Annotated in this window: 30 protein-coding genes; 14 read left to right on the top strand and 16 right to left on the bottom strand. The window is 25.4% G+C overall.

Annotated elements, in window-relative coordinates; genetic code table 11:
• Nucleotides 1–141 precede the first annotated feature (141 nt).
• The 3 genes from I4U89_RS02460 to I4U89_RS02450 all read right to left on the bottom strand — a co-directional run bounded on the left by I4U89_RS02460 (nt 142) and on the right by I4U89_RS02450 (nt 1,637).
• The gene (locus tag I4U89_RS02460; protein WP_166505131.1) at nt 142–345 is read right to left on the bottom strand and encodes a helix-turn-helix transcriptional regulator; all 204 of its coding nucleotides are present in this window, start codon (nt 343–345) and stop codon (nt 142–144) included.
• A gap of 5 nt (nt 346–350) precedes the next feature.
• Nucleotides 351–713 carry a DUF3796 domain-containing protein gene (locus I4U89_RS02455; RefSeq protein WP_195938087.1) on the bottom strand — a complete coding sequence of 121 codons (363 nt, stop codon included), beginning with the start codon at nt 711–713 and terminating at the stop codon, nt 351–353.
• 642 nt (nt 714–1,355) lie between these two features.
• Nucleotides 1,356–1,637, bottom strand: coding sequence for a Mor transcription activator family protein (locus tag I4U89_RS02450; RefSeq protein ID WP_092926514.1), 282 nt, complete (start codon nt 1,635–1,637; stop codon nt 1,356–1,358).
• Nucleotides 1,638–1,757: 120 nt separating this feature from the next.
• Here I4U89_RS02450 and I4U89_RS02445 point away from each other — a divergent pair, with 120 nt between their 5' ends.
• The 3 genes from I4U89_RS02445 to I4U89_RS15970 are packed head-to-tail and all read left to right on the top strand — an operon-like array spanning nt 1,758 to nt 2,348.
• Nucleotides 1,758–1,925, top strand: coding sequence for a DUF1659 domain-containing protein (locus I4U89_RS02445; protein ID WP_195938086.1), 168 nt, complete (start codon nt 1,758–1,760; stop codon nt 1,923–1,925).
• Between the two features lie 29 nt (nt 1,926–1,954).
• Nucleotides 1,955–2,182 carry a DUF2922 domain-containing protein gene (locus I4U89_RS02440; RefSeq protein WP_195938085.1) on the top strand — a complete coding sequence of 76 codons (228 nt, stop codon included), beginning with the start codon at nt 1,955–1,957 and terminating at the stop codon, nt 2,180–2,182.
• 13 nt (nt 2,183–2,195) lie between these two features.
• Nucleotides 2,196–2,348 (top strand): YvrJ family protein, encoded by a 153-nt coding sequence (locus I4U89_RS15970; RefSeq protein WP_195938084.1) that lies wholly within the window; start codon nt 2,196–2,198, stop codon nt 2,346–2,348.
• Nucleotides 2,349–2,367: 19 nt separating this feature from the next.
• On the opposite strand, the gene I4U89_RS02430 is transcribed toward I4U89_RS15970, so the two are convergent.
• The gene (locus I4U89_RS02430) at nt 2,368–3,336 is read right to left on the bottom strand and encodes a hypothetical protein (protein ID WP_195938083.1); all 969 of its coding nucleotides are present in this window, start codon (nt 3,334–3,336) and stop codon (nt 2,368–2,370) included.
• A gap of 257 nt (nt 3,337–3,593) precedes the next feature.
• Here I4U89_RS02430 and I4U89_RS02425 point away from each other — a divergent pair, with 257 nt between their 5' ends.
• Entirely contained in the window at nt 3,594–4,028 is a 435-nt protein-coding gene (locus I4U89_RS02425) for a type II toxin-antitoxin system HicB family antitoxin (protein ID WP_092926524.1), read from the top strand.
• A gap of 168 nt (nt 4,029–4,196) precedes the next feature.
• Here the strand turns inward: I4U89_RS02425 and I4U89_RS02420 are convergent, their stop codons facing one another.
• Both I4U89_RS02420 and I4U89_RS02415 read right to left on the bottom strand, forming a co-directional pair.
• Nucleotides 4,197–4,790, bottom strand: coding sequence for a GNAT family N-acetyltransferase (locus I4U89_RS02420; protein WP_195938082.1), 594 nt, complete (start codon nt 4,788–4,790; stop codon nt 4,197–4,199).
• Nucleotides 4,791–4,946: 156 nt separating this feature from the next.
• On the bottom strand, nt 4,947–5,135 hold the full coding sequence (locus I4U89_RS02415; protein WP_195938081.1) for a hypothetical protein: 189 nt from the start codon (nt 5,133–5,135) through the stop codon (nt 4,947–4,949).
• Nucleotides 5,136–5,754: 619 nt separating this feature from the next.
• Between I4U89_RS02415 and I4U89_RS02410 the strand changes: the two genes are divergently transcribed.
• Entirely contained in the window at nt 5,755–6,717 is a 963-nt protein-coding gene (locus I4U89_RS02410) for an arsenic resistance protein (RefSeq protein WP_195938080.1), read from the top strand.
• A 187-nt stretch (nt 6,718–6,904) separates the two neighbouring features.
• Here the strand turns inward: I4U89_RS02410 and I4U89_RS02405 are convergent, their stop codons facing one another.
• On the bottom strand, nt 6,905–8,998 hold the full coding sequence (locus I4U89_RS02405; RefSeq protein WP_243279154.1) for an FtsX-like permease family protein: 2,094 nt from the start codon (nt 8,996–8,998) through the stop codon (nt 6,905–6,907).
• Nucleotides 8,991–9,746 (bottom strand): ABC transporter ATP-binding protein, encoded by a 756-nt coding sequence (locus I4U89_RS02400; protein ID WP_195938078.1) that lies wholly within the window; start codon nt 9,744–9,746, stop codon nt 8,991–8,993. Before I4U89_RS02400 ends, I4U89_RS02405 begins: the two co-directional genes overlap by 8 nt.
• Nucleotides 9,747–9,882: 136 nt before the next feature.
• On the opposite strand from I4U89_RS02400, the gene I4U89_RS02395 reads away from it, so the two are divergent.
• From I4U89_RS02395 to I4U89_RS02385, 3 genes are all read left to right on the top strand, one after another.
• Nucleotides 9,883–10,584 (top strand): LytR/AlgR family response regulator transcription factor, encoded by a 702-nt coding sequence (locus I4U89_RS02395; protein WP_195938077.1) that lies wholly within the window; start codon nt 9,883–9,885, stop codon nt 10,582–10,584.
• Nucleotides 10,585–10,592: 8 nt separating this feature from the next.
• Nucleotides 10,593–11,864: a sensor histidine kinase gene (locus I4U89_RS02390; protein WP_195938076.1), complete on the top strand. Its 1,272-nt coding sequence runs from the start codon at nt 10,593–10,595 to the stop codon at nt 11,862–11,864.
• Nucleotides 11,865–12,129: 265 nt separating this feature from the next.
• A complete protein-coding gene (locus I4U89_RS02385) occupies nt 12,130–12,561 on the top strand; it encodes a hypothetical protein (protein ID WP_195938075.1) in 432 nt (143 codons plus the stop codon).
• Nucleotides 12,562–12,583: 22 nt separating this feature from the next.
• On the opposite strand, the gene I4U89_RS02380 is transcribed toward I4U89_RS02385, so the two are convergent.
• From I4U89_RS02380 to I4U89_RS02365, 4 genes are all read right to left on the bottom strand, one after another.
• Nucleotides 12,584–13,117, bottom strand: a complete 534-nt coding sequence (locus tag I4U89_RS02380; RefSeq protein ID WP_195938074.1) for a permease — start codon at nt 13,115–13,117, stop codon at nt 12,584–12,586.
• Entirely contained in the window at nt 13,114–13,593 is a 480-nt protein-coding gene (locus I4U89_RS02375; protein ID WP_195938073.1) for a permease, read from the bottom strand. Before I4U89_RS02375 ends, I4U89_RS02380 begins: the two co-directional genes overlap by 4 nt.
• 101 nt (nt 13,594–13,694) lie before the next feature.
• Nucleotides 13,695–14,405 carry a tRNA threonylcarbamoyladenosine dehydratase gene (locus I4U89_RS02370; protein ID WP_195938072.1) on the bottom strand — a complete coding sequence of 237 codons (711 nt, stop codon included), beginning with the start codon at nt 14,403–14,405 and terminating at the stop codon, nt 13,695–13,697.
• Nucleotides 14,406–14,491: 86 nt separating this feature from the next.
• Nucleotides 14,492–15,727, bottom strand: a complete 1,236-nt coding sequence (locus I4U89_RS02365) for a NupC/NupG family nucleoside CNT transporter (RefSeq protein WP_195938071.1) — start codon at nt 15,725–15,727, stop codon at nt 14,492–14,494.
• A 385-nt stretch (nt 15,728–16,112) separates the two neighbouring features.
• On the opposite strand from I4U89_RS02365, the gene I4U89_RS02360 reads away from it, so the two are divergent.
• The 5 genes from I4U89_RS02360 (at nt 16,113) to I4U89_RS02340 (ending at nt 19,374) form a co-directional block, all read left to right on the top strand.
• Entirely contained in the window at nt 16,113–16,325 is a 213-nt protein-coding gene (locus I4U89_RS02360) for a hypothetical protein (protein ID WP_195938070.1), read from the top strand.
• A gap of 100 nt (nt 16,326–16,425) precedes the next feature.
• Entirely contained in the window at nt 16,426–17,175 is a 750-nt protein-coding gene (locus I4U89_RS02355) for a DUF6873 family GME fold protein (protein WP_195938069.1), read from the top strand.
• Between the two features lie 21 nt (nt 17,176–17,196).
• On the top strand, nt 17,197–17,409 hold the full coding sequence (locus tag I4U89_RS02350; protein WP_195938068.1) for a hypothetical protein: 213 nt from the start codon (nt 17,197–17,199) through the stop codon (nt 17,407–17,409).
• A gap of 136 nt (nt 17,410–17,545) precedes the next feature.
• Complete coding sequence (locus I4U89_RS02345) at nt 17,546–18,265, top strand: ABC transporter ATP-binding protein (protein WP_195938067.1); 720 nt, start codon at nt 17,546–17,548, stop codon at nt 18,263–18,265.
• On the top strand, nt 18,262–19,374 hold the full coding sequence (locus tag I4U89_RS02340) for an ABC transporter permease (protein WP_195938066.1): 1,113 nt from the start codon (nt 18,262–18,264) through the stop codon (nt 19,372–19,374). Before I4U89_RS02345 ends, I4U89_RS02340 begins: the two co-directional genes overlap by 4 nt.
• A gap of 58 nt (nt 19,375–19,432) precedes the next feature.
• On the opposite strand, the gene I4U89_RS02335 is transcribed toward I4U89_RS02340, so the two are convergent.
• Nucleotides 19,433–20,152, bottom strand: coding sequence for a hypothetical protein (locus I4U89_RS02335; RefSeq protein WP_195938065.1), 720 nt, complete (start codon nt 20,150–20,152; stop codon nt 19,433–19,435).
• A gap of 147 nt (nt 20,153–20,299) precedes the next feature.
• Nucleotides 20,300–21,109 carry a transporter associated domain-containing protein gene (locus I4U89_RS02330; protein WP_195938064.1) on the bottom strand — a complete coding sequence of 270 codons (810 nt, stop codon included), beginning with the start codon at nt 21,107–21,109 and terminating at the stop codon, nt 20,300–20,302.
• Nucleotides 21,110–21,545: 436 nt separating this feature from the next.
• On the opposite strand from I4U89_RS02330, the gene I4U89_RS02325 reads away from it, so the two are divergent.
• Entirely contained in the window at nt 21,546–22,688 is a 1,143-nt protein-coding gene (locus tag I4U89_RS02325; protein WP_195938063.1) for an AraC family transcriptional regulator, read from the top strand.
• A gap of 43 nt (nt 22,689–22,731) precedes the next feature.
• Here I4U89_RS02325 and I4U89_RS02320 read toward each other — a convergent pair whose 3' ends face one another.
• Both I4U89_RS02320 and I4U89_RS02315 read right to left on the bottom strand, forming a co-directional pair.
• Nucleotides 22,732–22,947 (bottom strand): DUF3955 domain-containing protein, encoded by a 216-nt coding sequence (locus tag I4U89_RS02320; RefSeq protein WP_195938062.1) that lies wholly within the window; start codon nt 22,945–22,947, stop codon nt 22,732–22,734.
• Nucleotides 22,948–23,181: 234 nt separating this feature from the next.
• A complete protein-coding gene (locus I4U89_RS02315) occupies nt 23,182–24,279 on the bottom strand; it encodes a DUF4179 domain-containing protein (protein ID WP_195938061.1) in 1,098 nt (365 codons plus the stop codon).

Below are 24,279 nucleotides of genomic sequence, written 5' to 3'. Positions count from 1 at the left end.
TTACTAATAAACAGCAGTGTTTTTTTCGAATATTTTATAATACCTCTATTAACCTACTTCTAGGTTTCTCTTAATTTATTTGTGTACATATTTATTTTCATGTACAACTTTTTATTAAACTATTATCTAGATATAAATTTATTAAAATTCAAAAATAAATAATTCTTCAATGGGAGTATTTAACTCCCTTGAAATTCTAACAGCTAATTCAAGTGAAGGATTGTATTTTGCATTTTCTAAACGAGCTATAGTTTCTCTTCTAACACTAACTTTATTAGCTAATTCTTCTTGAGTTAACTCATTAAATTGACGATATTTCTTTAAATTACTAATAAACTTTGCCATAATCTTTACTTACCTAAATCAAATTTGTAAGTTAAAAATGCCCATAAATTCATTGATATTGCAAAAGTAAGTGCTACTATTAATATTTGTAGTCTATAAAGTGTTAGTACATCTACTGTATATAACTGAATTAATACACTTGATACAATTGCTATAGCAAAACATGCAGGAAATACTATAGAAGCTGCTCTATGTTTATTGTAAATTAATCTCTCATCTTCACAATCGCCTAGCTTGTACCACCAATAATTAGCTAATTGACCAAAGAAGGCAAAATATAGAAGTCCTAGTGGATCACCGTTTAATTCTTTAAAACCTAAAAATCCAAAAAGTGCAAAAAAAATTGAATACTTGTTTAACTCTTTCATAAATAAATCCCCCTTTATATATGTGATATATTTATATCTATATATTACATATATATCACATTGATTTTTATATTATGATTGAAATTAAAAAATATATTTTACATTTAAAATTATAATAATTAACTAAATTAATTTTATCTTCTAAAGTTATACTTTTTAATATAATTTAGCATACCTACACTATTTCCTTCTTTTTCTTCTTTTTATTATTATTCTTATTCTTTTTCTTATTCTTTTTCTTGTCCTATATTTTAATACGAGTCGTTTTAATTTTTTTCACTACTTGTTAACGATTGGTTATACGTATAGTGGTACGACTCGTTACAATTTTAAAACAAATAAAACTTAGTATACAAATACAAAAAGAAAGGAATCAATTTTATTTTGTATCCCTTCCTTCATTAAATCTTAAACCTATTTTATTAGTTCCTCCAAATTTTAATAAATAATTTATTATAAATTTACCTTATTAATTAAAACATCATATCCTGTGTATGCTAATGCTGCCGTTAGTAGTCTTTCATGACCAAGTGGGGTTATTGTAGCATCTGCTAATTCTTTTTCCTTAATTTCAGTAATCCGAAGAGCTCTTAAATTTTCATTAAATAATAATTCTTTAATATAAATCTCCCCTTTATTTAATTAGCTTTGTATAATTGATTGAGCTATTGTTATATCTTCTTTTAGTATTCTTTTTATATGAGTAACACTCATATTGTACTCTCTAGCTAAATTATTTACATTAAACCCATTGTACTTTTTAATAATCTCTCTATTTCTGGCATTTTTTATAGCGCTAGTATATGTTGGTATATAAACATTACTTCCTCCATACATTCTAGCTATTTCTAAAAACTTCTCCTTACCTACTATTTCAAGTAGCACCTCTAATCTTTCACTAACATCTTCATTTTTTATCTTCATATTCTCCTCCTAAACAAAATTTGTACACTTATGTTTTAACTACATGTGTTTAATCTTAAGTACTATCTAATTATAAGTAAGGGAAGTTACTTATAGTTTAAATTTAAAGGGGGAATGAATATGGCAGTAACTATAACTAAAAATCCATCATATTTAAAGCTTAGATTTGATTGTGGAAAAGATGATGAAACTGGTAAAACAGTAGTAAGAACAAAGTCTTACTCAAATGTAAATCCAGATGCAACTGATCAAGATGTATATGACGTAGGTACTATATTATCAGCTTAATATTAATTATAATTTTAAGGAGGTATGCTATGGAAATCAAGAAAAAATTAATTATGTCTTTTAAAACTTTATCTGGTAAAAAAATATCTATATCAGTTGATGACCCTAGAGAAAATTTAACTGAATCTGAAAAAAAAACAGCTATGACTACTATATTATCTAAAAATATATTTAAGGTAAATGGTGAGGATTTAGATTCTTTAGTTGAAGCTAAAGTTGTTGAGACTGGCACTACTGAATACGATTTAGTATTATAATATAGGTGATATTATGGAATTTGATATACAAACTTTAATATCTAATATTGGATTTCCTATCACTTTGTCTATGTATTTACTTATACGAATTGAAGGAAAGCTATTAAATCTTACTGATAGTATTAATAATTTATCTAAAAATATATTAAGTATCAAAAAGGGATGAATTTCATCCCTTTTTATTATTAACTCTTTTTCTTCTCTAGGCATTTTTCAGGGTAAATATAAATTAATTCCCATTTACCATCTTTACCTTTTTTATAATCAGCTATTTTTATATCAACACCATTAGTTAACTGGTAAAATAAAACATAGTATTCATTACCTTCTTTATCCTTAAAATAAACTCTCTTTTCATATCCTTCTTCCTTAACATCTATATCACCACTAACTAAGGAACACCAATCTCCATACTCAATGGCAACAAGACTCTTTGCATCATATGACCACCCATGATATGGTGCACACAAATAGTTTTCAGCCAAATATTTTATATCTTTAATTTTATATTGTCCATTTTCATTGTCTAAATAAATATATCCATAATAATATGCAAATAATCCCTTTTGCTCCTTAGAGCCTTCTATTACCTCTAGCTCAACAAAGTACTTAATTTCATTAGGATTATTCTCACTTGGCGGCACTTCATTTAGTTTTATTAGATTAATATGTAGCTTATTTTCAAATGATTTTAAATAATCTTTATATGAATATTTTTCTTTATAAGAGTCTGATAAAAAGTTATATGAAACAGGATAAGGACCCTTTGCTTCACCTAATGTACCACATCCAGTGTTTGTGCCTTTAGTAGGATTTGCTGCTTCTCTTAAAACACTAAAATAGTTTATTATAGTATCCCTTGGAGTTTCTAAAAGCTTTTTAGGTAATTTTACATCAGAAGGTTTGCCATTGTAGATATTGTAAAGTGAAGTTTCTATTCTATCGTTTAATATAGGCATATTAGATGGTCTAAAAAATCTTTCTAGGCTATAATACTCTTCACTATTATCAACATCATGCTCATCTTCTACTTTTCTTTCTTTTATATATTTTCCACCTAATATTAATTTATCATGTTTTCCTTCACATATTCCTATTATAGGTGTGCTTATTAGTGCTATTGTAATTAAAAATATAACTTTGATTTTAAACATAGCTGTCCTCTTTTCATTTCTTAGTAAGTTCATTACTATATTTAACAAATAGAATTAAATTTATTATTAAATTTATAAAAATAAATAAAATTTCCCCACAAGTATAATTATTTATAAATTGGATTATTTTGGATTTACATATTTACACGTATTTAAATACGTATTATTATATATATAGTAATGGATTAAATTAGTTATCTTAAACCTATTTTTCTTTATATTAACAAACCAATTATTATCAAAGGAGAAAATAAAAAATGAAAAAAGATTTTTATACTTATATAGCCGTAGTATCTTTAGAAAAAGATGATTCACGTCCTAATGAATATTATGCAGCATATGTCCCAAATTTTGGTGAAGTATATACAGATGGTGAAAACTTAGAAGAACTCTTAAAGAATATAACTGAATGCTTAGAATTTGGAATATACGGAAGAGAAAAAGACAATGAAGATTTACCAGATCCAATAAATCCTATTGAATATAAAGATAAGTTAAATGATAATGAGTTTTTAATGTCTGTAAATGCAATAATGCCTAGAGTTAGAAAGGCTTTTGATAATATATCTATAAAGAAAACTTTAACTATTCCACAATGGTTAAACATAGAAGCTATGAAACAAAATTTAAATTTTTCTCAAATACTACAAGATGCTTTAAAAAAAGAACTTGGAATAGTAGAAAAGTATTAATATTTAAATAATTTTTAAAAATATATTCACTATTCTTATTATACTTTTTATAAAATTTATGATATAATGTTAAATGTTCAATTTTAATACAGATACCTTTCTGTGTTAAATTTGTTTTCTGTGTTAAAGCTGGTAGGATTTTTTCCTGCCAGCTTTTTATTTTTTCTGTTATATTAATTCTTCAATTCTCTCAAATTTAAGTATGTCACTTTTTAAATTATCCCAATCTTTTTTTAATAAATCCATATACATTACATCTGCAAACTTACCATATCGACTATCAAAATAAGCCTCTCTAATTATACCAATTTCTTTAAAGCCTAATTTTCTATATAATTGTTGTGCTCTTTTATTATCACTCATAGTAGTCAGCTCTATTTTATTTATATTTAAGAACTTGAACATAAAATCTATAAAGTGATATAAAGCATCTACTCCATTACCTTTACCTTGCTCTTCAATATTGCATATTTTTATGCCTAACTCAGCTTTCTGATTCCTACTATCCCAATTAGAATAATTTATTTCCCCTATCGTAACCAAAGTATCTTTTTTACAAATAATAAATCTTTTAGAATTTGGAAACATTGTTGTATCTTCAATATCTTTTAAAATGCTCTTCTTTATTGATTCCTTACTCTGTAAAGTTCCAAATACATGAGTAGCATGTTCCATCATATCTCCATCATTCCACCATTTATATAAGTATTCTTCATCTCCTAATTCCAATTGTCTTATTATTAAATTTTTGCTATTAATCACTTTGCTTATCCCCTTTTAATAAAAATTTTATAATAAACACTACTACATAAAATTTTACATATTAATTTAATATCCTTTAATAACTTATAAGAAAATTAGTGTACATAAAAATAGATGTTTTCGTGAACATTCATATTTATAACCTTTTTACACTCTTTATTTATTATCTAATTTACTAAGTATTAGTTGAGTACAATAAATTATGGTAAATATTATAGTTGCAAACATTGATACATATATCCCAAGCTCTCCTAATATAGCATTTAAAACCATATTTACAACAAACAAACATACCAAAACTATACCTATAGTAATTAATAATGAATATAGTATTTTTTTATCCAAACTATCACCCCTTATCTCATATTTACTATCCATCGCCATAGTAATCAGCAAAGTATAAAATTCCTTTTTTTACTACTTTATAATTACTAAGTATCCCTTGGGTTGCTTTTTCTACTAGTGGATTAGTTAACGTATAACATTTTGCCTTTTGACTTTCTAAAAACTCTTTGTCTATTTTGTTGTGAAATTCATCATCAACTATATCTTTCGTAATGTCTTCTATAAAATATCCCCTGCAATTTTTGAATACTTATATTATAGCTTAATATTAGTATAATACATTTAAAAAACAACACTTCTTTTAAACATATAAAATAAAAAAGGGAATGAAATACATTCCCTTTTTTATCTATTATTTTAATGTTGGCCAAAAATCTTTACTAGCTTCCATTGTATCATCTAATATATCTTTTGCAATATTAGCAGAGCATATATCTTTAATTGCTCCAGTAATAATTACTAATTGTGATGATAATATAATTAAATATAAACTTTAGATAAAGAGGAACGAATCGTTCCTCTTTTATTTTTCCATTTTTTATATTTTAATTCTTCTTAATAAACAGTTGCAATTGATAATAAATATCTATAAAATTGTAAATATATAAGGAGGTTTAAAATGGACAATATTAATAAATTTCAAAGTTTGATTATATTATTGATGGTATTAATAGGAATAATACTCGGGCAAATAAATATTATACAAATCTATTCTGAATATATAATCATGCCTTCTTTGATAATAATGTTATTTTTAGTATTTATACAAATACCATTAAAAGATATTACAAAATCATTTAAAAATATAAAGTTTACATTAACAGCGATACTTATAAATTTTGTATGGACACCTATTTTAATATTCTTTTTAGGGAAATTTTTCTTACAAAATAGCCCAGAGCTGTTAATTGGATTTATAATGCTTATGGTAACACCTTGTACTGATTGGTATTTAATATTTACAGCTATAGCAAAAGGTAATGTTGCATTAGGAGCATCAATTTTACCACTAAACTTTATACTTCAATTACTACTACTTCCTGTGTATGTATTTTTAATTGGAGGCTCAAGTGTAAACATAGATGCATTAAGCCTTACTCAAGGAATGGTTGTAAGTTTATTTATACCTCTTTTATTGGCTACTATTTTTAGAAAAATTAAAATTAATAAAAAAGGTTTAAGTTATTTTGAAGAAAATATATCTTTAAAAGCTTGTGATTACCAAGGTTATTTTTTAAATTTAGCAATAATTTCAATGTTTGCATCTCAAGGTAAAGTATTACTTAAAAATCCTCAAGTACTTTTACAGCTTTTACTGCCAGTACTATTATTTTTTATAATTAACTTAGTTATTGGACAAGTTGTTGGTAGAAAAATAAAATTAAGTAAAGAGGATAATGTTGCTTTAAACTTAACTACTTTAGCTAGAAACTCACCTATAGCACTTGCAATAGCAGTTTCAGCTTTTCCTAATGAGCCTTTAATATCATTAGCGCTTATAATAGGACCTTTAATAGAATTGCCTGTGTTATTTCTAGTGTCTAAAATATTATTAAGTATTAATTATGTTAAACAAACATAATATAAAAATAACTGTACCTTATGTATTTAAATACTTTAAAATCTCAGGTACAGTTATTTATTAAATTTTATATTATAGTTTATAATAATAAAATTTACTTTATATATATAATAGTTTTATATTTTCTTTAATTAATATATTAATCATTCAAATAGTTATATAGGCAAGCATAAATATAAACTGCTAGCTAAATTTTAGCTATCTTTTTAACTTTTTCAAGAGAAAACTTATATATTATAAACATAAATAATATTACTAGTAAAATTATTAATAATCCTACAACAAGAGCTAAAAACTCTCCTTGCGATATATTACCTCCGCTATTTCCGTAGAATATAGTAAGATATATCATATATGTAAAAATACTCCCTATCACTGTTGGATATATAAATACCTTAGCTAACTGCTTCTTAATATTTTTTTCAATATATTTTTTGTTTGCTCCAAGCTTTTTAATATCTGAAAACAGCTGTTTATTATCAAGTCCAATAGTTACTGCTCTAGTATAAGCTATTATTGCTGTTGATGCTAAACATATTATTGATATATAAATAAATAACATAATAAACACAGCCATATTCTTAAGTAAATCTTGTTTGTCTAAAGGTTTAAACATAGGATAATACTTCCACTCCCTAAAAAGTTGAGTATCATCTGGAGAAAGTTCTAACTTAGTATCATGATCATACTCTTCTCCCTTTTTTTCTGCTAACATTTTTTCATACTCATCGAAAGAAGTAGATACTGCCATATCTTTTGAACTTCTATTTATAATTTCTTCTTTTAAAGCTTTAGCAAATTCATAAGTTTCATCTGGATTTATAACATTAAATAACACAAACTTATCATATTGTTCTTTTGGTAATCCTTTTGAAAGTCTTAAATAATCTTCATCTGATATTACATACTTTCCTTGATTTTCTTTTATAAAAGGTCTAAAAGAAACTGTTCCTGCAAATTTTATTTTCTCAGATTCTTCTGTTACTGGATGAGTTATTGTATCTAAATCATTAAATTTTGACCAAATAATTTCAGATTCTCCCTCAGCTATAACTTTATAATACTCACCTTTAGCAACATCTATATTTTGTCCTGATACTTTATTAAAATCACTTTCTTTGAAAAACTCATTATATTGCATTTTTTTTATATACTCATCTATAAGCATATTGTTTTCATCATAATCTCTATAATATCCATTTGTAATAAGTGAAATAGAATCTACTTCATAGTAATCTGTTATAGAAACATTATGATCCTTAGAAAGAGAATATATGTCTTCTTTATTTATTTGATTTTCATTTCCTTTGTAATAAAAAGCATAATCTATTGGATTGTTTTTTATATCTACTAAGTGACTAGCTATCATTGTAGGTGTATAAAATGCTGCAAACAATCCTCCTGCAATTAAAAATGTTATTACACACATGTTCCTAACTGTTTGTTTTCCTGAAAATCTCATCATATTTGTTGATATAATATTTTTATAATACTTTTTAGGATTTTTCCCTTTTTTGCTGTAAATTATTGCATGAGTTAATACCATATAAAGACCTAAAAGTGATAATAAATACACAATATTCCATATAGATGGTATATGATATCCTATTGTTTCTGCTATTATAATTGGAACCCCATATCCTAAAAATAATCCACTTATAACTAATATCCAGCCAACTATTCCAGCCCAAGGCTTAATATCTTTTACAACTTCCGATTTTCTTTGTTCATAGATAATATCCATAATATTACTTCTTTTTATAAACTTAGCACCATTTATAAATATACATAATGTTACAAAAACACAAAAGCCAACTCCAAATATAAGTCCTGTAGCTCCAAATTGATATGCCATTTCTTTTGTATCTATAATAAATATTTGAAAAATCTTCCATATTATATAAGAAACAGGAATACTAAGAACCACCCCAACTATTAAACATATAGGAATAATAAATATAAGTTCTTTTAACAAAACTTTTTTAAGCTTTGACTTTCTTTCTCCTAATGCCATTAATATTCCAAACTCACGACTTTTATATTTATAGAATAAAGAAGATGCATAAGTTGTAAATACAGCACATCCAATAATTGCTATAGAAAATATCATATAACCTTGTTTTCTACTATCTCCTCCTGATGGTAAGATGTTCATTACTGTTGGGCTAAAAAACATCAATGCATATGAGGTAACTAAAAGCACTGATAAGGTTATACAAAAAGCAAGCATATAATAATTTTTTATGCTGTTTTTTCTAAGCCTTGATATAACATTATTCATTGTCACTATCATCACCCCCTAGTTTTTTAAGTGTATCTAGGAGTTTATCCATAAACTCAATACGACTTGTAGTTTTAGTAAGTTCTGTATATACTTCTCCATCTTTAAGAACTATAACCCTATCACAAAATGATGCTGCAAAACTATCGTGAGTTACCATAAATACAGTTGCACCTAATTCTTTTTTTGCTTGAACAAATGAATCTATAACAGCTCTACATGATTTACTATCTAAGTTTCCAGTTGGTTCATCTGCTAAAATAATATATGGTTTATTAATAAGAGCTCTTGCAACAGCACTACGTTGTTTTTCTCCTCCCGATATTTCTGCTGGATATTTATCTTTTATATGTGAAATACCAAAAGTATCACAAAGTTTATTTGCTAGTATTTCCATTTTAGTAACATCTTTATCTGCTATAATTTGTGGTAAACAAATATTTTCTATTACACTCAATCCATCTAATAACATAAAATCTTGAAAAACAAACCCTAACTTTTGATTTCTTATATCTGCTAAACTTTCTTCATTTAATCCTGATATATTTTCTCCTCCAAGTAATATTTCGCCTTTTTTAAAAGGCACAAAACAAGAAATACAATTTAAAAGTGTAGTTTTTCCACTTCCTGATGGCCCCATAACAGCTACAAACTCTCCCTTTTTCACATCAAAAGATATATTTTTTAATACATCATAATTTACATTTCCTGTTTTATAACTTTTATATAAATTCTTAACTTTAAGCATAATCTTCCCTCCTAATATTTTATAATTTAATTGTATATTTTTATTAAGGCGTTAAAAACTATACCAAATGTAATCTTTTGCAGTGATATTGTAATTTTTGGTATGCTATAATAAAAAAATAGGGGGAATAATTTTTATGCTTAAAATTGCAATATGTGATGATGAAAAATCTCAAATTAATTTACTCAAAAATATATTATCAATACATTTAGATTTAAAGGGGTTAGATTATAGAATCTATGAATTTGATTGTGGAGAAAGTCTTATTGATTCAATTACTAAAGAAAATTATGATATTATATTTTCGGATATAGAAATGAAAGATCTAAATGGAATAGATACTGCAAAAAACATTAGATTACACAATAAAAAATCTATAATTATATTTGTTACATCATATCCTGATTTTGTTTTCCAAGGGTATGAAGTTAAGGCATTTAACTATATATTAAAGCCTTATAAACCAGAAAAAATAGGACAAGTTTTAAACTCTGCTCTTGAAGAATTAGATGAAATTCAAGATAAGTTCTATATTGTAGAATCCAAATCTAAAACTGAAAAGATAAACTTAAGTAATACCTATTATTTTACTAGCGATAGGCGTAAGGTAAATGCAGTTACTTTCACGGAAACTATAGATTTTTATGATAAACTAGATAATCTTGAAAAAAATCTACCTTCATTTTTCGTAAGAATTCATCAACGTTATCTTATTAATATCAACCATGTATCTTCAGTAGAATCTAGTAGCTTAGTTATAAATAAAGAAACCTTACCTATAAGTCGTGGTAGATATAATTCATTTATGATTGAGTTTGCAAAAACAATGCTAAGGTAGGTACCTTTATGTATGATATAATTTACAATCTTACAACTTTAATACTTTATGCAGTAACAAGCTACTATTTTTATAAGGTTATAGTAAATTTTTCATCAGTTAAAGATAATAAATATGCTAAATTTACTTCTATACTTGGAGCTTATCTTATTCCAAATGTAATTATATATACTTCAGATATTGTTAATGTTTTCTATACTATGATTGGTTTTATTTTAATAATGGTTGTTTTTTATAAATCTAGCTATATTAAAAATATTTCTGCTGTAATGATTTTTTATCCTATTGTAGTATCTATAAATTTAATTGCCAATGACTTTTGTGCTAAGGTTTATCTTTATTTAGGTGAAACTTTATGGATAGATTATTTTGCTCAAACACTAGAAATGTGTATCATTTCATTTTCTTGGTTTTTAATTTACCATTATTCTAAAGACAAGCTAAGTAATATAGGTAGATATATTGATATAAAAACATGGATTATGATAGATATTATATGCTTGGCACCGTTTATTTCCATAATAACAACAATTATTAATACACCTATAGGAAAAGAATATCAAGCATATCCCATAGCAATTGCATGTATAATTACTAGCTTGACTATGATATTTCTTATTGAATACATAGTTAAAAGCGTTAAGAATCGCCTTGAAAATCAAAACCTAAAACTTGAATATAGCTACTATAGGGAACTTGAAGAAAATCAAAAAAAGGTAAGAAAACTAAGTCACGATATGAATAACCACTTATCTGTAATATATTCATTTTTAGAGTATGATAATTTAGAAGGTGCTAAAGGATATTTTAATGAACTTTCAGGTAAGTTTAATGTAAGTAATAGAGCCTTTTGTAAAAATAGTATTGTAAATGCAGTTATAAATTCAAAATACAATTTAGCAATACAAAATCAGATTGATTGTTTTTTTAATATTGATATAGACGAGATTCTTCCTTTAGAAGATATTGACCTTTGTTCTATTTTTTCAAATACGCTTGATAATGCTATTGAGGCTTCTTTAAAGTTAAGTGACATTTCACAGAGAAAAATATCTTTGAAAGTTCGCTGCAATAAAGGTTATTTTAGCTACTCTATTTGTAATAATTACAATGATATTATTAAATTTAACAATGGAAAGTATAACTCTACTAAGTTAGATTCAAATATGCATGGATTTGGACTTGAAAACATAGATGATATTGTAAAAAAATATAGTGGCACCCTTAATATCACTTATTCTGAGTATGAATTTAATTTATTAGCAATTATTAAAATCTAATATATATAATGCTATAGTCTTCCCCTTAATTTAGCTTTATTCTGATACTGCCACATTGGCTTCTTTGATAACAATGTTATACTTAATATTTGTTCAAATACCATTAAAAAATATATATTAAAAGAAGGAGGAACGATTCATTCCTCCTTCTTTTAATATAATCATCTTTTTATAGGCTTATTATTATCATATTATGATTATAGATTAAACTTAATATAAATTCATGTTATAATAACCAATAAATACATTACAGAAAGGATATAATATGGAAATTTACTTACCAAAAATAATAGCTAATTCACCAACTAAGCTACCGATACTTGAAAAAACAATACTTTACTATATAATTGACAAATCATCTAAATGCAAAAATGAAAATCCTAAAGACTTAAACATAGAAATTAATATAAATGAAATAATAGAAATTATTAAAAACTCAACAATAGAATGTATGGATATAGTATCTCAAACTAAACAAGCTATAAACAATCTAAAAAATATAAAATTAAGTTTAGTAGATAATGGCTTTCATATAAAGCTTAAACCAATCGAAAATATAGGTATATTTGCATCAAATATTTACGTTGATTTAAATCCTATAATTGTAGAATATTTAGACCAAGTCCAACTTGGAAATTATGTTAAATTTGACTTAATTACAAATTCTATAGTTAATAAAACTAAAACATTTATATAATATTTTAGAAGATGTAATACCTTTAGGTATTATGCCTTCTACTAAAATGTATTTGTTTTTTATCTATAAACTCAACCAAGTATCCCATAAATATTACTCCAATTATATCAATTATAAGTCTAACTAATGTAAACTCATATCCAAGAGCATCTATTTCAAATGTCAACGTAGAAATCTTAATAACACACCAAGCATTTAAAAATATAATTATATTTGAAAACCTAACCCCTTTATCCATAAGAACTTTGGCAAAAGGAAATGCTGCATACATAGGACCTGCTGCAAAACATGCTAAAGCAAAAGATAAAAATATACCAAGTAAGCCTGATTTATTTCCCATATACTTAATAAAATACTCTCTAGGAACCCACTCCTCCAAAAGAGAAAGTAAAATCATAACTCCTGGAAGAATACCTAACATTTGCAAAATACTAGATTTTACATTGCTAAAAATATTAGCTCCCAAATTATTATTAAAAAAATATATAAATATGCAAATAATAAATCCAATAAATACATATTTATATCTATTTAAAATAAATCTTATATTAATCATCCTAAAATTCCCCCTACAAAAAAAGCTACTACAAAAGCAAATATAAATGCTACAACATTTCTATAAAGAGCAGCCTTCTTTCCTATAAATTTTGATTCTAGTGAAAGTGTTAATATTCCAACCATAGTAGAAGTTGATATAAATGCTGCTACTTGTGCATATCCAGCTCCACTTTTAAGTAGAGAATCCCCCACTGAAAAAGCTACAAATGTAGGCATCATAGTAACTGCGCCTATTACTGATGATATAGTTGTTCCAATAAATTTTGATTCTTCGCCAATAAGCTTTGATATAGACTCTGTGTCTAATATAGATAGGATTATACCGATTATAATTACAATAAGAAAGAATTGAGGCATTATAGCTTCTAATGATTTCATTCCTTTTACAAAAGCACTTTTTGTTTTTTTGGGATCTTTTATAAATGAAAAAATGAATAAAAAAATGCACATTAAATAAATAATAAAATTAATCAAACATACTCCCCCCGTAACAATGCTATAATTAGACTTTAAATATAATATGCAGTCTTTATTATCATTGTCACTTAAAGAAATTATAGATAAAATTTTAATTTCTATTTATTATTTAACAAATCTCTAACAACTTCAGATGCCATAATAAGTCCTCCAGAAGATGACATAAAAGATATACTTCCTGGAATTATTCTATGACCATCTGATATTTTTTCTTTTAGCTCTAAAGGGTGTTCACTTGAAAAAACTACTTTTAAATGATTAATATCTCTATCCCTTAATTCTTTTCTTACTACCTTAGCTAGGGGACAAGTATGAGTTTTTGAAATATCACTTACTTCTATTTTTGTTGGGTCTAATTTATTTCCCATCCCCATAGAACTAATTATTGGTATATTTCTTTTTGTACACTCCTCTATTAAATGAATTTTAGATGATACCATATCTATTGCATCCACTACATAATCATAATCATTATTAATTATTTCTTTGCTAGTGTCTTTGTTAAATATAGAATTTATAGCTTTTATATTTAAGTTTTTATTTATATCTAGAAGTCTTTCTTTTACTACCTCTACTTTATCTTTGCCTAAGTTTGAATTAAGCCCTGGTAGTTGCCTATTAAAATCACTTTCACAAACTTTAGCATAATCTACTATAGTTATATTTCCTATTCCAGCTCTTATTAAAGCCTCTACACAAAAACTTCCTACTCCACCTACTCCTATAGCTAGAATATTTGAATTTTTAAGTTTTTCTAATCCATCTTCACCTATTAAAATGGTTGTTCTTTTTATAAATTTATTTTCCACTTTAACTCTCCTTTTTATTTATATCTTAATTAGTATAACAAAAAAAGGAGGAACGATTCGTTCCTCCTTAAATTAATCTTATTTTATTATATAGCTATTATTAATCCAACTATTAATGCACTTAGTACACTAACGAAGAATCCTCCTAACATTCCTTTGAATGCTAGCTTAGATAGTAAGTTTCTCTTTTCTGGACAGAATACTGATATTCCTGATATACATATACCCATACTTGATATATTAGCAAATCCACAAAGAGATATTGCCATCATAAGACCACTTCTGTAATCTAAGTCTGGTAATATAGTACCTAATTGTCCGAAAGCAACGAATTCATTTAATACTAACTTACTTCCTAAAAGCTTAGAAGCTGTTAATATCTTGTCTGGAGAAAGACCCATTAATGCTCCTATTGGTGCAAATATATATGATAATATTTGTTCTAATGATAATCCTACAACTCCTAATATACCATTAATTAGAGCAACTAAAGCTATTATAGCTATAAGTGCAGCACCTATACCTAATGCCATTTGAAGCCCGTCATTAGCACCTTGAGATATTGCAGATATAAGATTTGGGTTATCCCCTTTATTATCTATACTTATTTCTTCTTTAGCACCTTCATGTTCATGACCTTTGTCTACAAATTCATGTTCAACTTCTGTTTCTGGAAGTATTATCTTAGATACTATTATACTTCCAAGTGGCACTAATGCTCCACCTATAAGTAAGTATTCCATAGGTATTCCAAGTCCTGCATATCCCATTAAAACAGTTGCAGACATACTCCCCATACCAGATACTAAAACTAGCATTATTTCACTTTTAGTCATTCCTGATAAGTATTTTGAAACTAATATTGGAGATTCAGTTTGTCCTAAGAACATATTAGCAACAGCAACGAAACTTTCTACTTTAGAAGTTCCAAGTACTTTACCTATAACCCCACCTATTACTTTAACAACAGCCCCTATTATACCTAAATAGTATAATGCAGCTACTAATGATGATATGAATATTATGTTACCTAAAACTTGTATACCAAATATCATACCTGTTGGAGCCCCAGAATCTGCTAATGGCCCAAATACAAATGATAAACCTTCAAATCCATAACTTAAAGTAGCAGTTACTACATCAGATAACTTTTGTAGTGCAGCTCTTCCAAGTGGGAATTTTACCAGTAAAAATGCTAGGACAAATTGTATTACAAGTGCTTTAGCTATCATCTTTTTATTTATTGCTTTTTTATTAGATGATAACAGATACAATATTCCTAACAAGATAATTATGCCTAGTGCATTTATTAGTATTGTCATATTTTCTCGCCCTCTACTTTTGTTTAATTTTTGGTAAGTTTAGTTTATTTACCTAGTCTAAATATTTATAATATGCACTTCTTAAATATTAGAAGCCTTGCCCCATACATACCATTTTTCAATATTTTTCGACAATTAATAAAGTTTTATTTACCAATATAATTAAAATGTAAATGTTATTTTTCTTTAATATTATAACCTTTTCTTATTTATTATGACAAGACTTTTATTTTATTTATTAATTAATATTTACATTTTTATATATATTACCCACTTTTAATCTTTATATTATCTAAATTTATAACAATTTAATCTAAGTATTAGCATAAAATATATTAACTTACATATACTTTTAATATATAACTTATTATCAAAGGAGTATAAAATGAAAAAAAACTCTAACAAAAAACATGATAATTTATCATTTTTAAATCATTTTGATGACCAATACAATCAAATAATAGATAATAATAACGTTTTTGAAAGTTCTGATAGTGAAACTACTGATTTAATAAATTTTAGAGTAATAAATACAAATAACTCTTATCCATCCCAAGACCCTAATATTTATGAAAGTAATAGTGAAGATAACAAATAATAATCTTACTTAAAAGGCATGTAAAAACATGCCTTTTAATATTGTAAAATATTAAATTTTTATGATAAGCTAAAATTATTATATATTTAGGAGAAAATTTATGAAATTTATAAAAGATTCTTTTATAGTTAATGACTATGTTAAATTAGCAATAGTAGACAAAAGAATTACTCCTACGATGGAGAAAAATCTAAGAGCTAGAGGTGTAGATTTAATAAAAACAATTGGATGTGAAAATTCTTATGATGCTATAAAGTTTCATCCAGATATAAGTATATTCAAATTAAATGATGAAAATATAGTTGTATCTCCTGATGTTTATGACTATTATAATGATAAACTAAAAAAATATAACTTTAATGTCATAAAAGGAGATTTACCTATAGAAAGTAACTATCCTAATAATATACAATATAATGTTTGCTTGTTTGGAAAGTATGCTATTCATAATTTTGATTATACAGACAAAAACATTTTAAATTACATAAAAGAAAATAATCTTACTATGATTAATGTAAATCAAGGATATACAAAGTGTTCGGTATGTATTGTTGATGAAAATTCTATTATAACTTCAGATGAAGGTATATATAAAGAAGTAATAAAACACAATATTGATTGCTTACTTATATCTAAAGGAAATATTGAATTATTTAATATGAATTATGGATTTATAGGTGGATGTAGCGGACTTATATCTCATAAAGAATTAGCTTTTTACGGTAATATCAAGCTTCATCCTGATTATGGTATGATTTATGATTTTGTTAAATCTAAAAATAAAGAAATAGTTTCTTTAAGTGATGAAAAATTATTAGACTTAGGCTCTTTAATACCTATTATGTATTAATTTTTGAAAGGTGTGACATATTTGAGCGTTAATAAATTAAAAATAACCTTTAATAATGGTTTTACTAAAATAGTAGAAAGAAATAACATTAAAAACTTTAATTCATTACTTGATTGGATGGACAAATTTAATTCTAATCAATATGTAAGTTTACTTACTGTATCTGGATTTGAGCTTGGTAGTTCTATATCTTTAGATAAAAACAATATAAAATCTATAGAAATAATAGACTAATAAAAAATATACTTAAAAAGAGGACTTAAAAATTAAGAGTCCTCTTTTTAAGTATCCTTAAGTTTTCTAACTTTATTATAATTGTAGTATAATCATTAATAGGCACAGTACATATTAAAATAGAAAGGAGTATTTTATGAATATTGTTGAAGTTTCAAATATTTCTAAGAAAATATCTAAATCTATAATTTTAGATGGTTTAAGCTTAAATATAAAAAAAGGTGAAATAGTTGGTCTTATAGGACCTTCTGGTGCTGGTAAAACAACTTTTGTTAAAGCTATAATAGGTATGGAAAAAATAGATAGTGGATCTATAAAAGTATTTAATAAACCCATTCCTAATTTAGACTTATTACAAAACATAGGATATATGGCACAATCAGATGCTTTGTATGAAGATTTAAGTGCAAAAGAAAATTTGGATTTTTTAGGAAAAATATTTGGATTAAATAAATCTAAAATAAAAGAAAGAATAGATTATACTTCAAAATTAGTTAATCTTGAAAATCATCTTTCAAAAAAAGTTAAAAGTTTTTCAGGAGGTATGAAAAGAAGACTATCACTTGCTATATCTCTAATTCAAGACCCTGCTCTTTTAATATTAGATGAACCTACTGTAGGTATAGACCCTCGCCTTAGATTTGATATATGGAATGAGCTTTATAACTTAAAAAATGAAGGAAAATCTATAATAGTAACAACTCACGTTATGGATGAAGCAGTAAAATGTGATAGATTAGCTTTAATAAGGGACGGTAAAATAATTGCTACTGGTACTCCTAATAATTTAATAAAAGAATTTGAAGTTAATACTATAGAAGAAATATTTTTAAAATTAGGAGGTGAAACTAAATGAGAGTTAAAGCATTAGCAATTAGAATTATAAAACAAACTATAAACGATAAAAGAACCCTAGCTCTTATGATGTTTGCACCTCTTATAGTTATGTCTTTAGTATATTTTTTATTTAATTCAAGTAAAGATTTAAAGCTAAATGTAGGTGTGTGTAATACTAATAGTGAATTTAATAATAACTTAAAGGAAACAGATTTAAATATATTAAATTATTCAAATAAAGATAATATAAAAGATAAAATATTAAAAGATGATTTAAGTGCATTTATATATTTAGATGATAATACTTTAAATGTTACTTATGAAAATAGTTCTCCTCAAGATAGTAAACAAATAGAAGCTAAGATAAATGCTACATTAGCAAAAGACGAAATAATAAATATTAAAAATTCGCTTAACTCATATCAAAAACAATTTGCCTTTGCTAAAAATATACTTAACTCAAGTACTAACTTAAATATTAGCAAAGTGTCTATTAAAAATAACTATATATATGGAGATGAAAATTTATCTTATTTTGATACTTTAAGCCCTATACTAATTGGATTTTTTGTATTCTTCTTTGTATTTTTAGTATCAGGTATATCTCTTTTAAAAGAAAGAACTTCAGGCACACTAGAAAAACTACTTTCTACTCCAATTAAAAGAAGTGATATTATAAGAGGTTACTTACTAGGTTATGGATTATTCTCAGTTATTCAAACTATAATTTTAGTACTATTTTCTGTATATGTTCTAAATATAAAAATAATTGGAAGTGTATTTTTAGTAATAATTATAAATATACTAATAGCCTTTGTAGCATTATCTTTAGGTGTTTTAATGTCTACTTTTGCAAATTCAGAATTTCAGATGGTGCAGTTTATACCAATTATAATAGTTCCTCAAATTTTTTTTACAGGAATAATGCCAGTAAAATCAATGGCTAATTGGCTACAAGTTTTATCTAGATTTACTCCACTATACTACGGATCTGATGCACTTAGTGGTATAATAGTAAAAGGCTATACATTTAGTGATATATACATGGATATAATTATATTAATACTATTTGCTATAATACTTTCATTATTAAATATAGTAGGCCTAAAAAGATATAGAAAAATATAAAATTCATTTTTTAATCAAATAAAGCGTATCTTATAACATTATAAGATACGCTTTATTATTAATCTACCCTTCTAAATCTAAATCTAGTTCTTGAACCAGCACTTACTGCCCTTGCTACTAATCTATTATCATTTTCTCTAACTCTAACAAAGTATCCATTTGGAGCTCTTAATACATATTCCCTATCACCTGTTCTATATATTGTAAACTCTGTAGCTCCTCTTCTATCAGTATCTGCAATTAAAAAGTCTCTATTATCTACTCTTACGAAACTTCCTCCTGCTTCTCTTATTTTTGCTTTATTGCCATCTATTATAATCCTAAATGTATCACCTCTATTAGCGCTTTCAGCTGCTGCATATAAAAAAACATCTCTTCCAATTACTACAAATTTATCTTCAAATACTGACTTTATCTTTACTCTTGACCTTTCATTATCATCATCAGGCTGTGGCTTTGACTTTAGTTGCGGTTGTTGTTGATTTGGTTGTGGTTGCGGTGGCATACTTGGTAAACCACCTTGTCCTTGAGACCCTCCTGGGAATTGTTGATTCATTCCTTGGCCTTGAGACCCTCCTGGGAATTGTTGATTTGTTCCTTGACCTTGAGATCCTCCTGGGAATTGTTGATTTGTTCCTTGACCTTGAGATCCCCCTGGGAATTGTTGATTCATTCCTTGACCTTGAGATCCCCCTGGGAATTGTGAATTCATTCCTTGCCCTTGTAAAGGTTTATTTTTCATGTTATTTTTATTCATATTGTCATTATTTAATTGCATGTAAAATCCCCCTAGTTGATTTTTTATTTTGTATATGTATATGACAATATATAATTAAAAGTTACTATATTATGTATATCAAATAGATACTATTATTTTATAATCATTTAACATAAACACTATAAAAAGGTGTAGAATAATCTACACCTATAATATACTTATTTGAATATCTTCTATTCTTCTTTTGTTAACTCTTATTAATTTAAGAATTAACTTTCCTAAATTAATCTGTATGTCTTCGTTCTCATTTGGAATCTTTCCTAGCTGATTTATAATATAACCGTTTAAGGTGTCATAATCTCCTTCTTCAATGTTAACATTAAATATTTCGTTAAAGTCACTTACACTTAATACTCCTTTAACTATAAAGTTATTTTCATCTATTTTTTTGATTTTATCATGGTGTAAATCACTTTTGTCATAAGTTATACCCTTAATCTCACAGATTAAATCTTCCATACTTACTATGCCTGAAAATGCTCCATATTCATCTATTAATATAAATAAATTATCATTTTGTGAATCTATTGAATTAAATAATTCACTTACATTTTTAGTTTCTGGTATGAAACATGGTTTATGAAGAATCTTTCTTATGTCTATATTTTTAAATCCTTCTTTTCTAGCTTCAATCATTAAATCTTTTACATGTAAGACTCCTATTATATTGTCTACATATTCTTCATATACAGGTATTTTAGAATAATTTATTATAGATATATCATCTAATATGGTATCTATATTTTCATTTACATCTATTAAAAATGCATCTTTACTTGATACCATAATTTCTCTAGCTACTTTGTCGTTTAATTCAAACTTACTGTCTACAGCTAAATTATCTAATTGATTATTTTCTTTTTTACCTGCTACAATGTGAATTATCTTATTTATAAAATCCTTCACATTTTTAAAAATTGATTGTAAGATGGTCCTTTCGGGTTCAGGTTCTAACATACTCATATCTCCTTTAAATATAAATTTTTTAAATGATTTTATCACAGTTAATTATATAAGTCAATTTACCTATAATATATACTATGACTTATATTTATATAAGTTGATATACAAATATTTACTACATCTATACTTATATCTTATAATTTCATTTTATATTAAAACTAAATATTTTAAAACCAATTTTTATAAAATTTACTTTGAACTTTTGTTCATATATTTTACTTAATAAATTTATTTTAGGATTGTTTTCTATTATAATAACTTTTTATACATTTTTTATTTTTATACCCTAATCTATTTAGAATAAACATTTTCCCATACAATTTATCTAATAAATACGCTTTTATTTATCTTAATTTACATACCATATTAAATAGTATAAAATTATATTAGGGGAAAATTTTAACACATTAAGCTTTTTTAGGGGGTATCCATGTTCATAAAAACTACTAATCCTACCTTTAAAAATTTTGGGGAGCTAGTTTGCGATAATTTATATAAAGATTTTTCAAAAGATCTAAATATAAAAAACAAAAGTATTAAGGAATTAAAATTAACATCTGATAATTCTACCTTTTTAAAAGTAAACAAAGGTGTCGTTATGATATTAGTTTCCTTAGATGGGAAAGATATGAAATCTTTTATAATAAATAAAACTATAAACTTAAAAAAAGGAATATACTTTAATTTAATATCAATTTCAGATGAAAGTGAAGTAAGCATAATATCTAAAGATGAATTTAAATCTATAAATCTAAAAGAAGAATATACTTATACTAAAATTTCATCTTCCCTTAATATTGATCAAATATATACTAAGTTTTATCAAGAAAAAGGAACTAACTATTCTTTTGCTGGTGAATCTCACACTTATTGGGAGCTTACATATGTTGATAAAGGAAACTTATCTACTAATGTAGATGGTAAAGAATATAACTTAAAACAAGGAGATCTTATATTTTATGCTCCATTTCAATTTCATACTCAAGCTACTTTAGATAATATTAGCTCTTACTTAACTATTAACTTTAAAATGGACTCTAATGACTATGAAATACTTTGTAATAAAGTATTTACTTTAGAAAGAGAATCCTACAATATTGTAAGTAAACTTATAGAAGAACTTTCAAACGATGATATATACTCCAATGATTTATCTATTTGCTACTTAAAACAGCTTATTATACATACTGCCAGACTAAAAAATACCTACTTTCAATCTAAACCAACTACTCACATGCGGCAAACTTATGAAAACAACTTATTAAATGAAATACTTTCATTTATAGATGAACATATATGTGAAAAACTATCTATAAATACTTTGTGTAATCATTTTTGTATAAGTCCATCTATGATACATTCACTATTTAAAAAGAATATGAATAATACTGTTAAAAACTATATAAATGAATTAAAATTATCAAAAAGTAAAGAACTTATTAAAAACACTTCTTATACTATTAGTGAAATATCTGAGATGCTTGGATTTTCTTCTATTCACTATTTTTCTAAAAAATTTAAGACATCATTTGGTATCTCACCTACTGAATATTCAAAGTCAATATATGATTAAAAAAATAAAAAAGCTGGCTTATATGCCAGCTTTTTTAAATTATCTATTGATTACATTTTGATTTTTTAAAGTAGTTTAGTACAACTCTAACTAACACTCCTATTATTCCTATAAATAAAAATAGATATCCAATAGGTACTAAGAAAAATGGCTCTACTAAAGTACCATCTGGTGCTACTTCACTTCCTATAAAACTAAAACTTAAAAAGCATCCTATCCCTATAATAAATGGTATTAAATTTAAAATATATTTTTTCATATTTTCCTCCATATGCGATATATAATTATTGTTTTTCGATAAACAAATTATATAACACATAAAAATAATTTTCAATAGTTTTTATTGTTTTTCGATATTTTTTTATTATATATTTGTAATTATATTTTCTAAAGCATTTATATAACCTTATTAAAAAGTCACAAAAGTTTAATAAATATAAGTAATACCAATGACTATATTAATAATCATTGGTATTATTTAAAAAATATTAATTTAAGGAATATCTATTTCTATTTTTTCATCTTCAAAATATTTAGTATTATTTTCTGAATGGAGTACAGGAATTATTGTAATCTTCTTTTCACTACCTTTAAGATCAAAATCATAATACATGCCATTTCCATTTGAATTACCAATACCACCGCCATCTAAAGCTTTTCCATTTTCGTCTTTTACTAATAAATAATCTAAATACATTACATCTGATATCTCTCCTTCTACTTGAGTTTTAACCTTCACTGAAATTGGAGATATTCTCACTTCATCAATTTTTAATTTACACTTTATATTCCCTTCACTTATATCTATAACTTTATTAATATTAATGGTCTTTACATCACTAGATATATTAGAACTATTTATAGTTGTATTAAACTCCCAATTGCCAAAGCTTTTACTTAATAACCTTCCTTTTTCAGTCTTTGACTCTCCTATATCAAAGTCTTTAAATTTAATTTTTAAATCATAATCTTTATTCTTTTTTAGATTATCAAGTATCTCAAAGTCAGTATCCCCAAGTCCATCTCCATCAGTGTCAATACTAGTTAAATTAACAGTATATAAAAATTCTTTTTTGTTTTCAGCTCTTAAGTCTCTTTTTCTAATGCCTCCTCCTTGACCAGGGAAAGACATATCCCCTATTGTAATAAGCGGTAAATCTGGCATAAAGTCCTTTTTATTAAAACCATGTTTCTCTAAATCAAAATTAGTATAATCCATACTTAAACTTATAATTAATTGTCTATCATCAAGCATTACATCTCCTAGATTAAGGATTAATCCATCTTTTTCTAGAGATTGATTTCCTTCAAATTTATATTTATCAAATTCACCATAATCTCTATCTAGGAAAGATTCAATATGATTTACTAATCTATCAATATATGCCCATGTAGTCTCATTAGTTAGGGCCACAGAGCCTAGTACAAGTGTTGCTGATATACTTGCTGCAATTAGTTTTTTATTTACTTGTTTTCTTGACTTTAACTTAGATTTCATTATATTTTTCATTTTTTCATTATCAGTTTTTACTTCATCATATCTATCAAATTGAATTTTTTCATTATTTAATACTTTATATTTATCTATCAT

It is taken from the genome of Romboutsia sp. 1001713B170131_170501_G6 (genome assembly GCF_015668195.1).
Lineage (GTDB): Bacteria > Bacillota > Clostridia > Peptostreptococcales > Peptostreptococcaceae > Romboutsia_C.
Note: the sequence above shows the minus strand (reverse complement) of the source record. Positions and strands in the feature narration are given on the sequence as shown.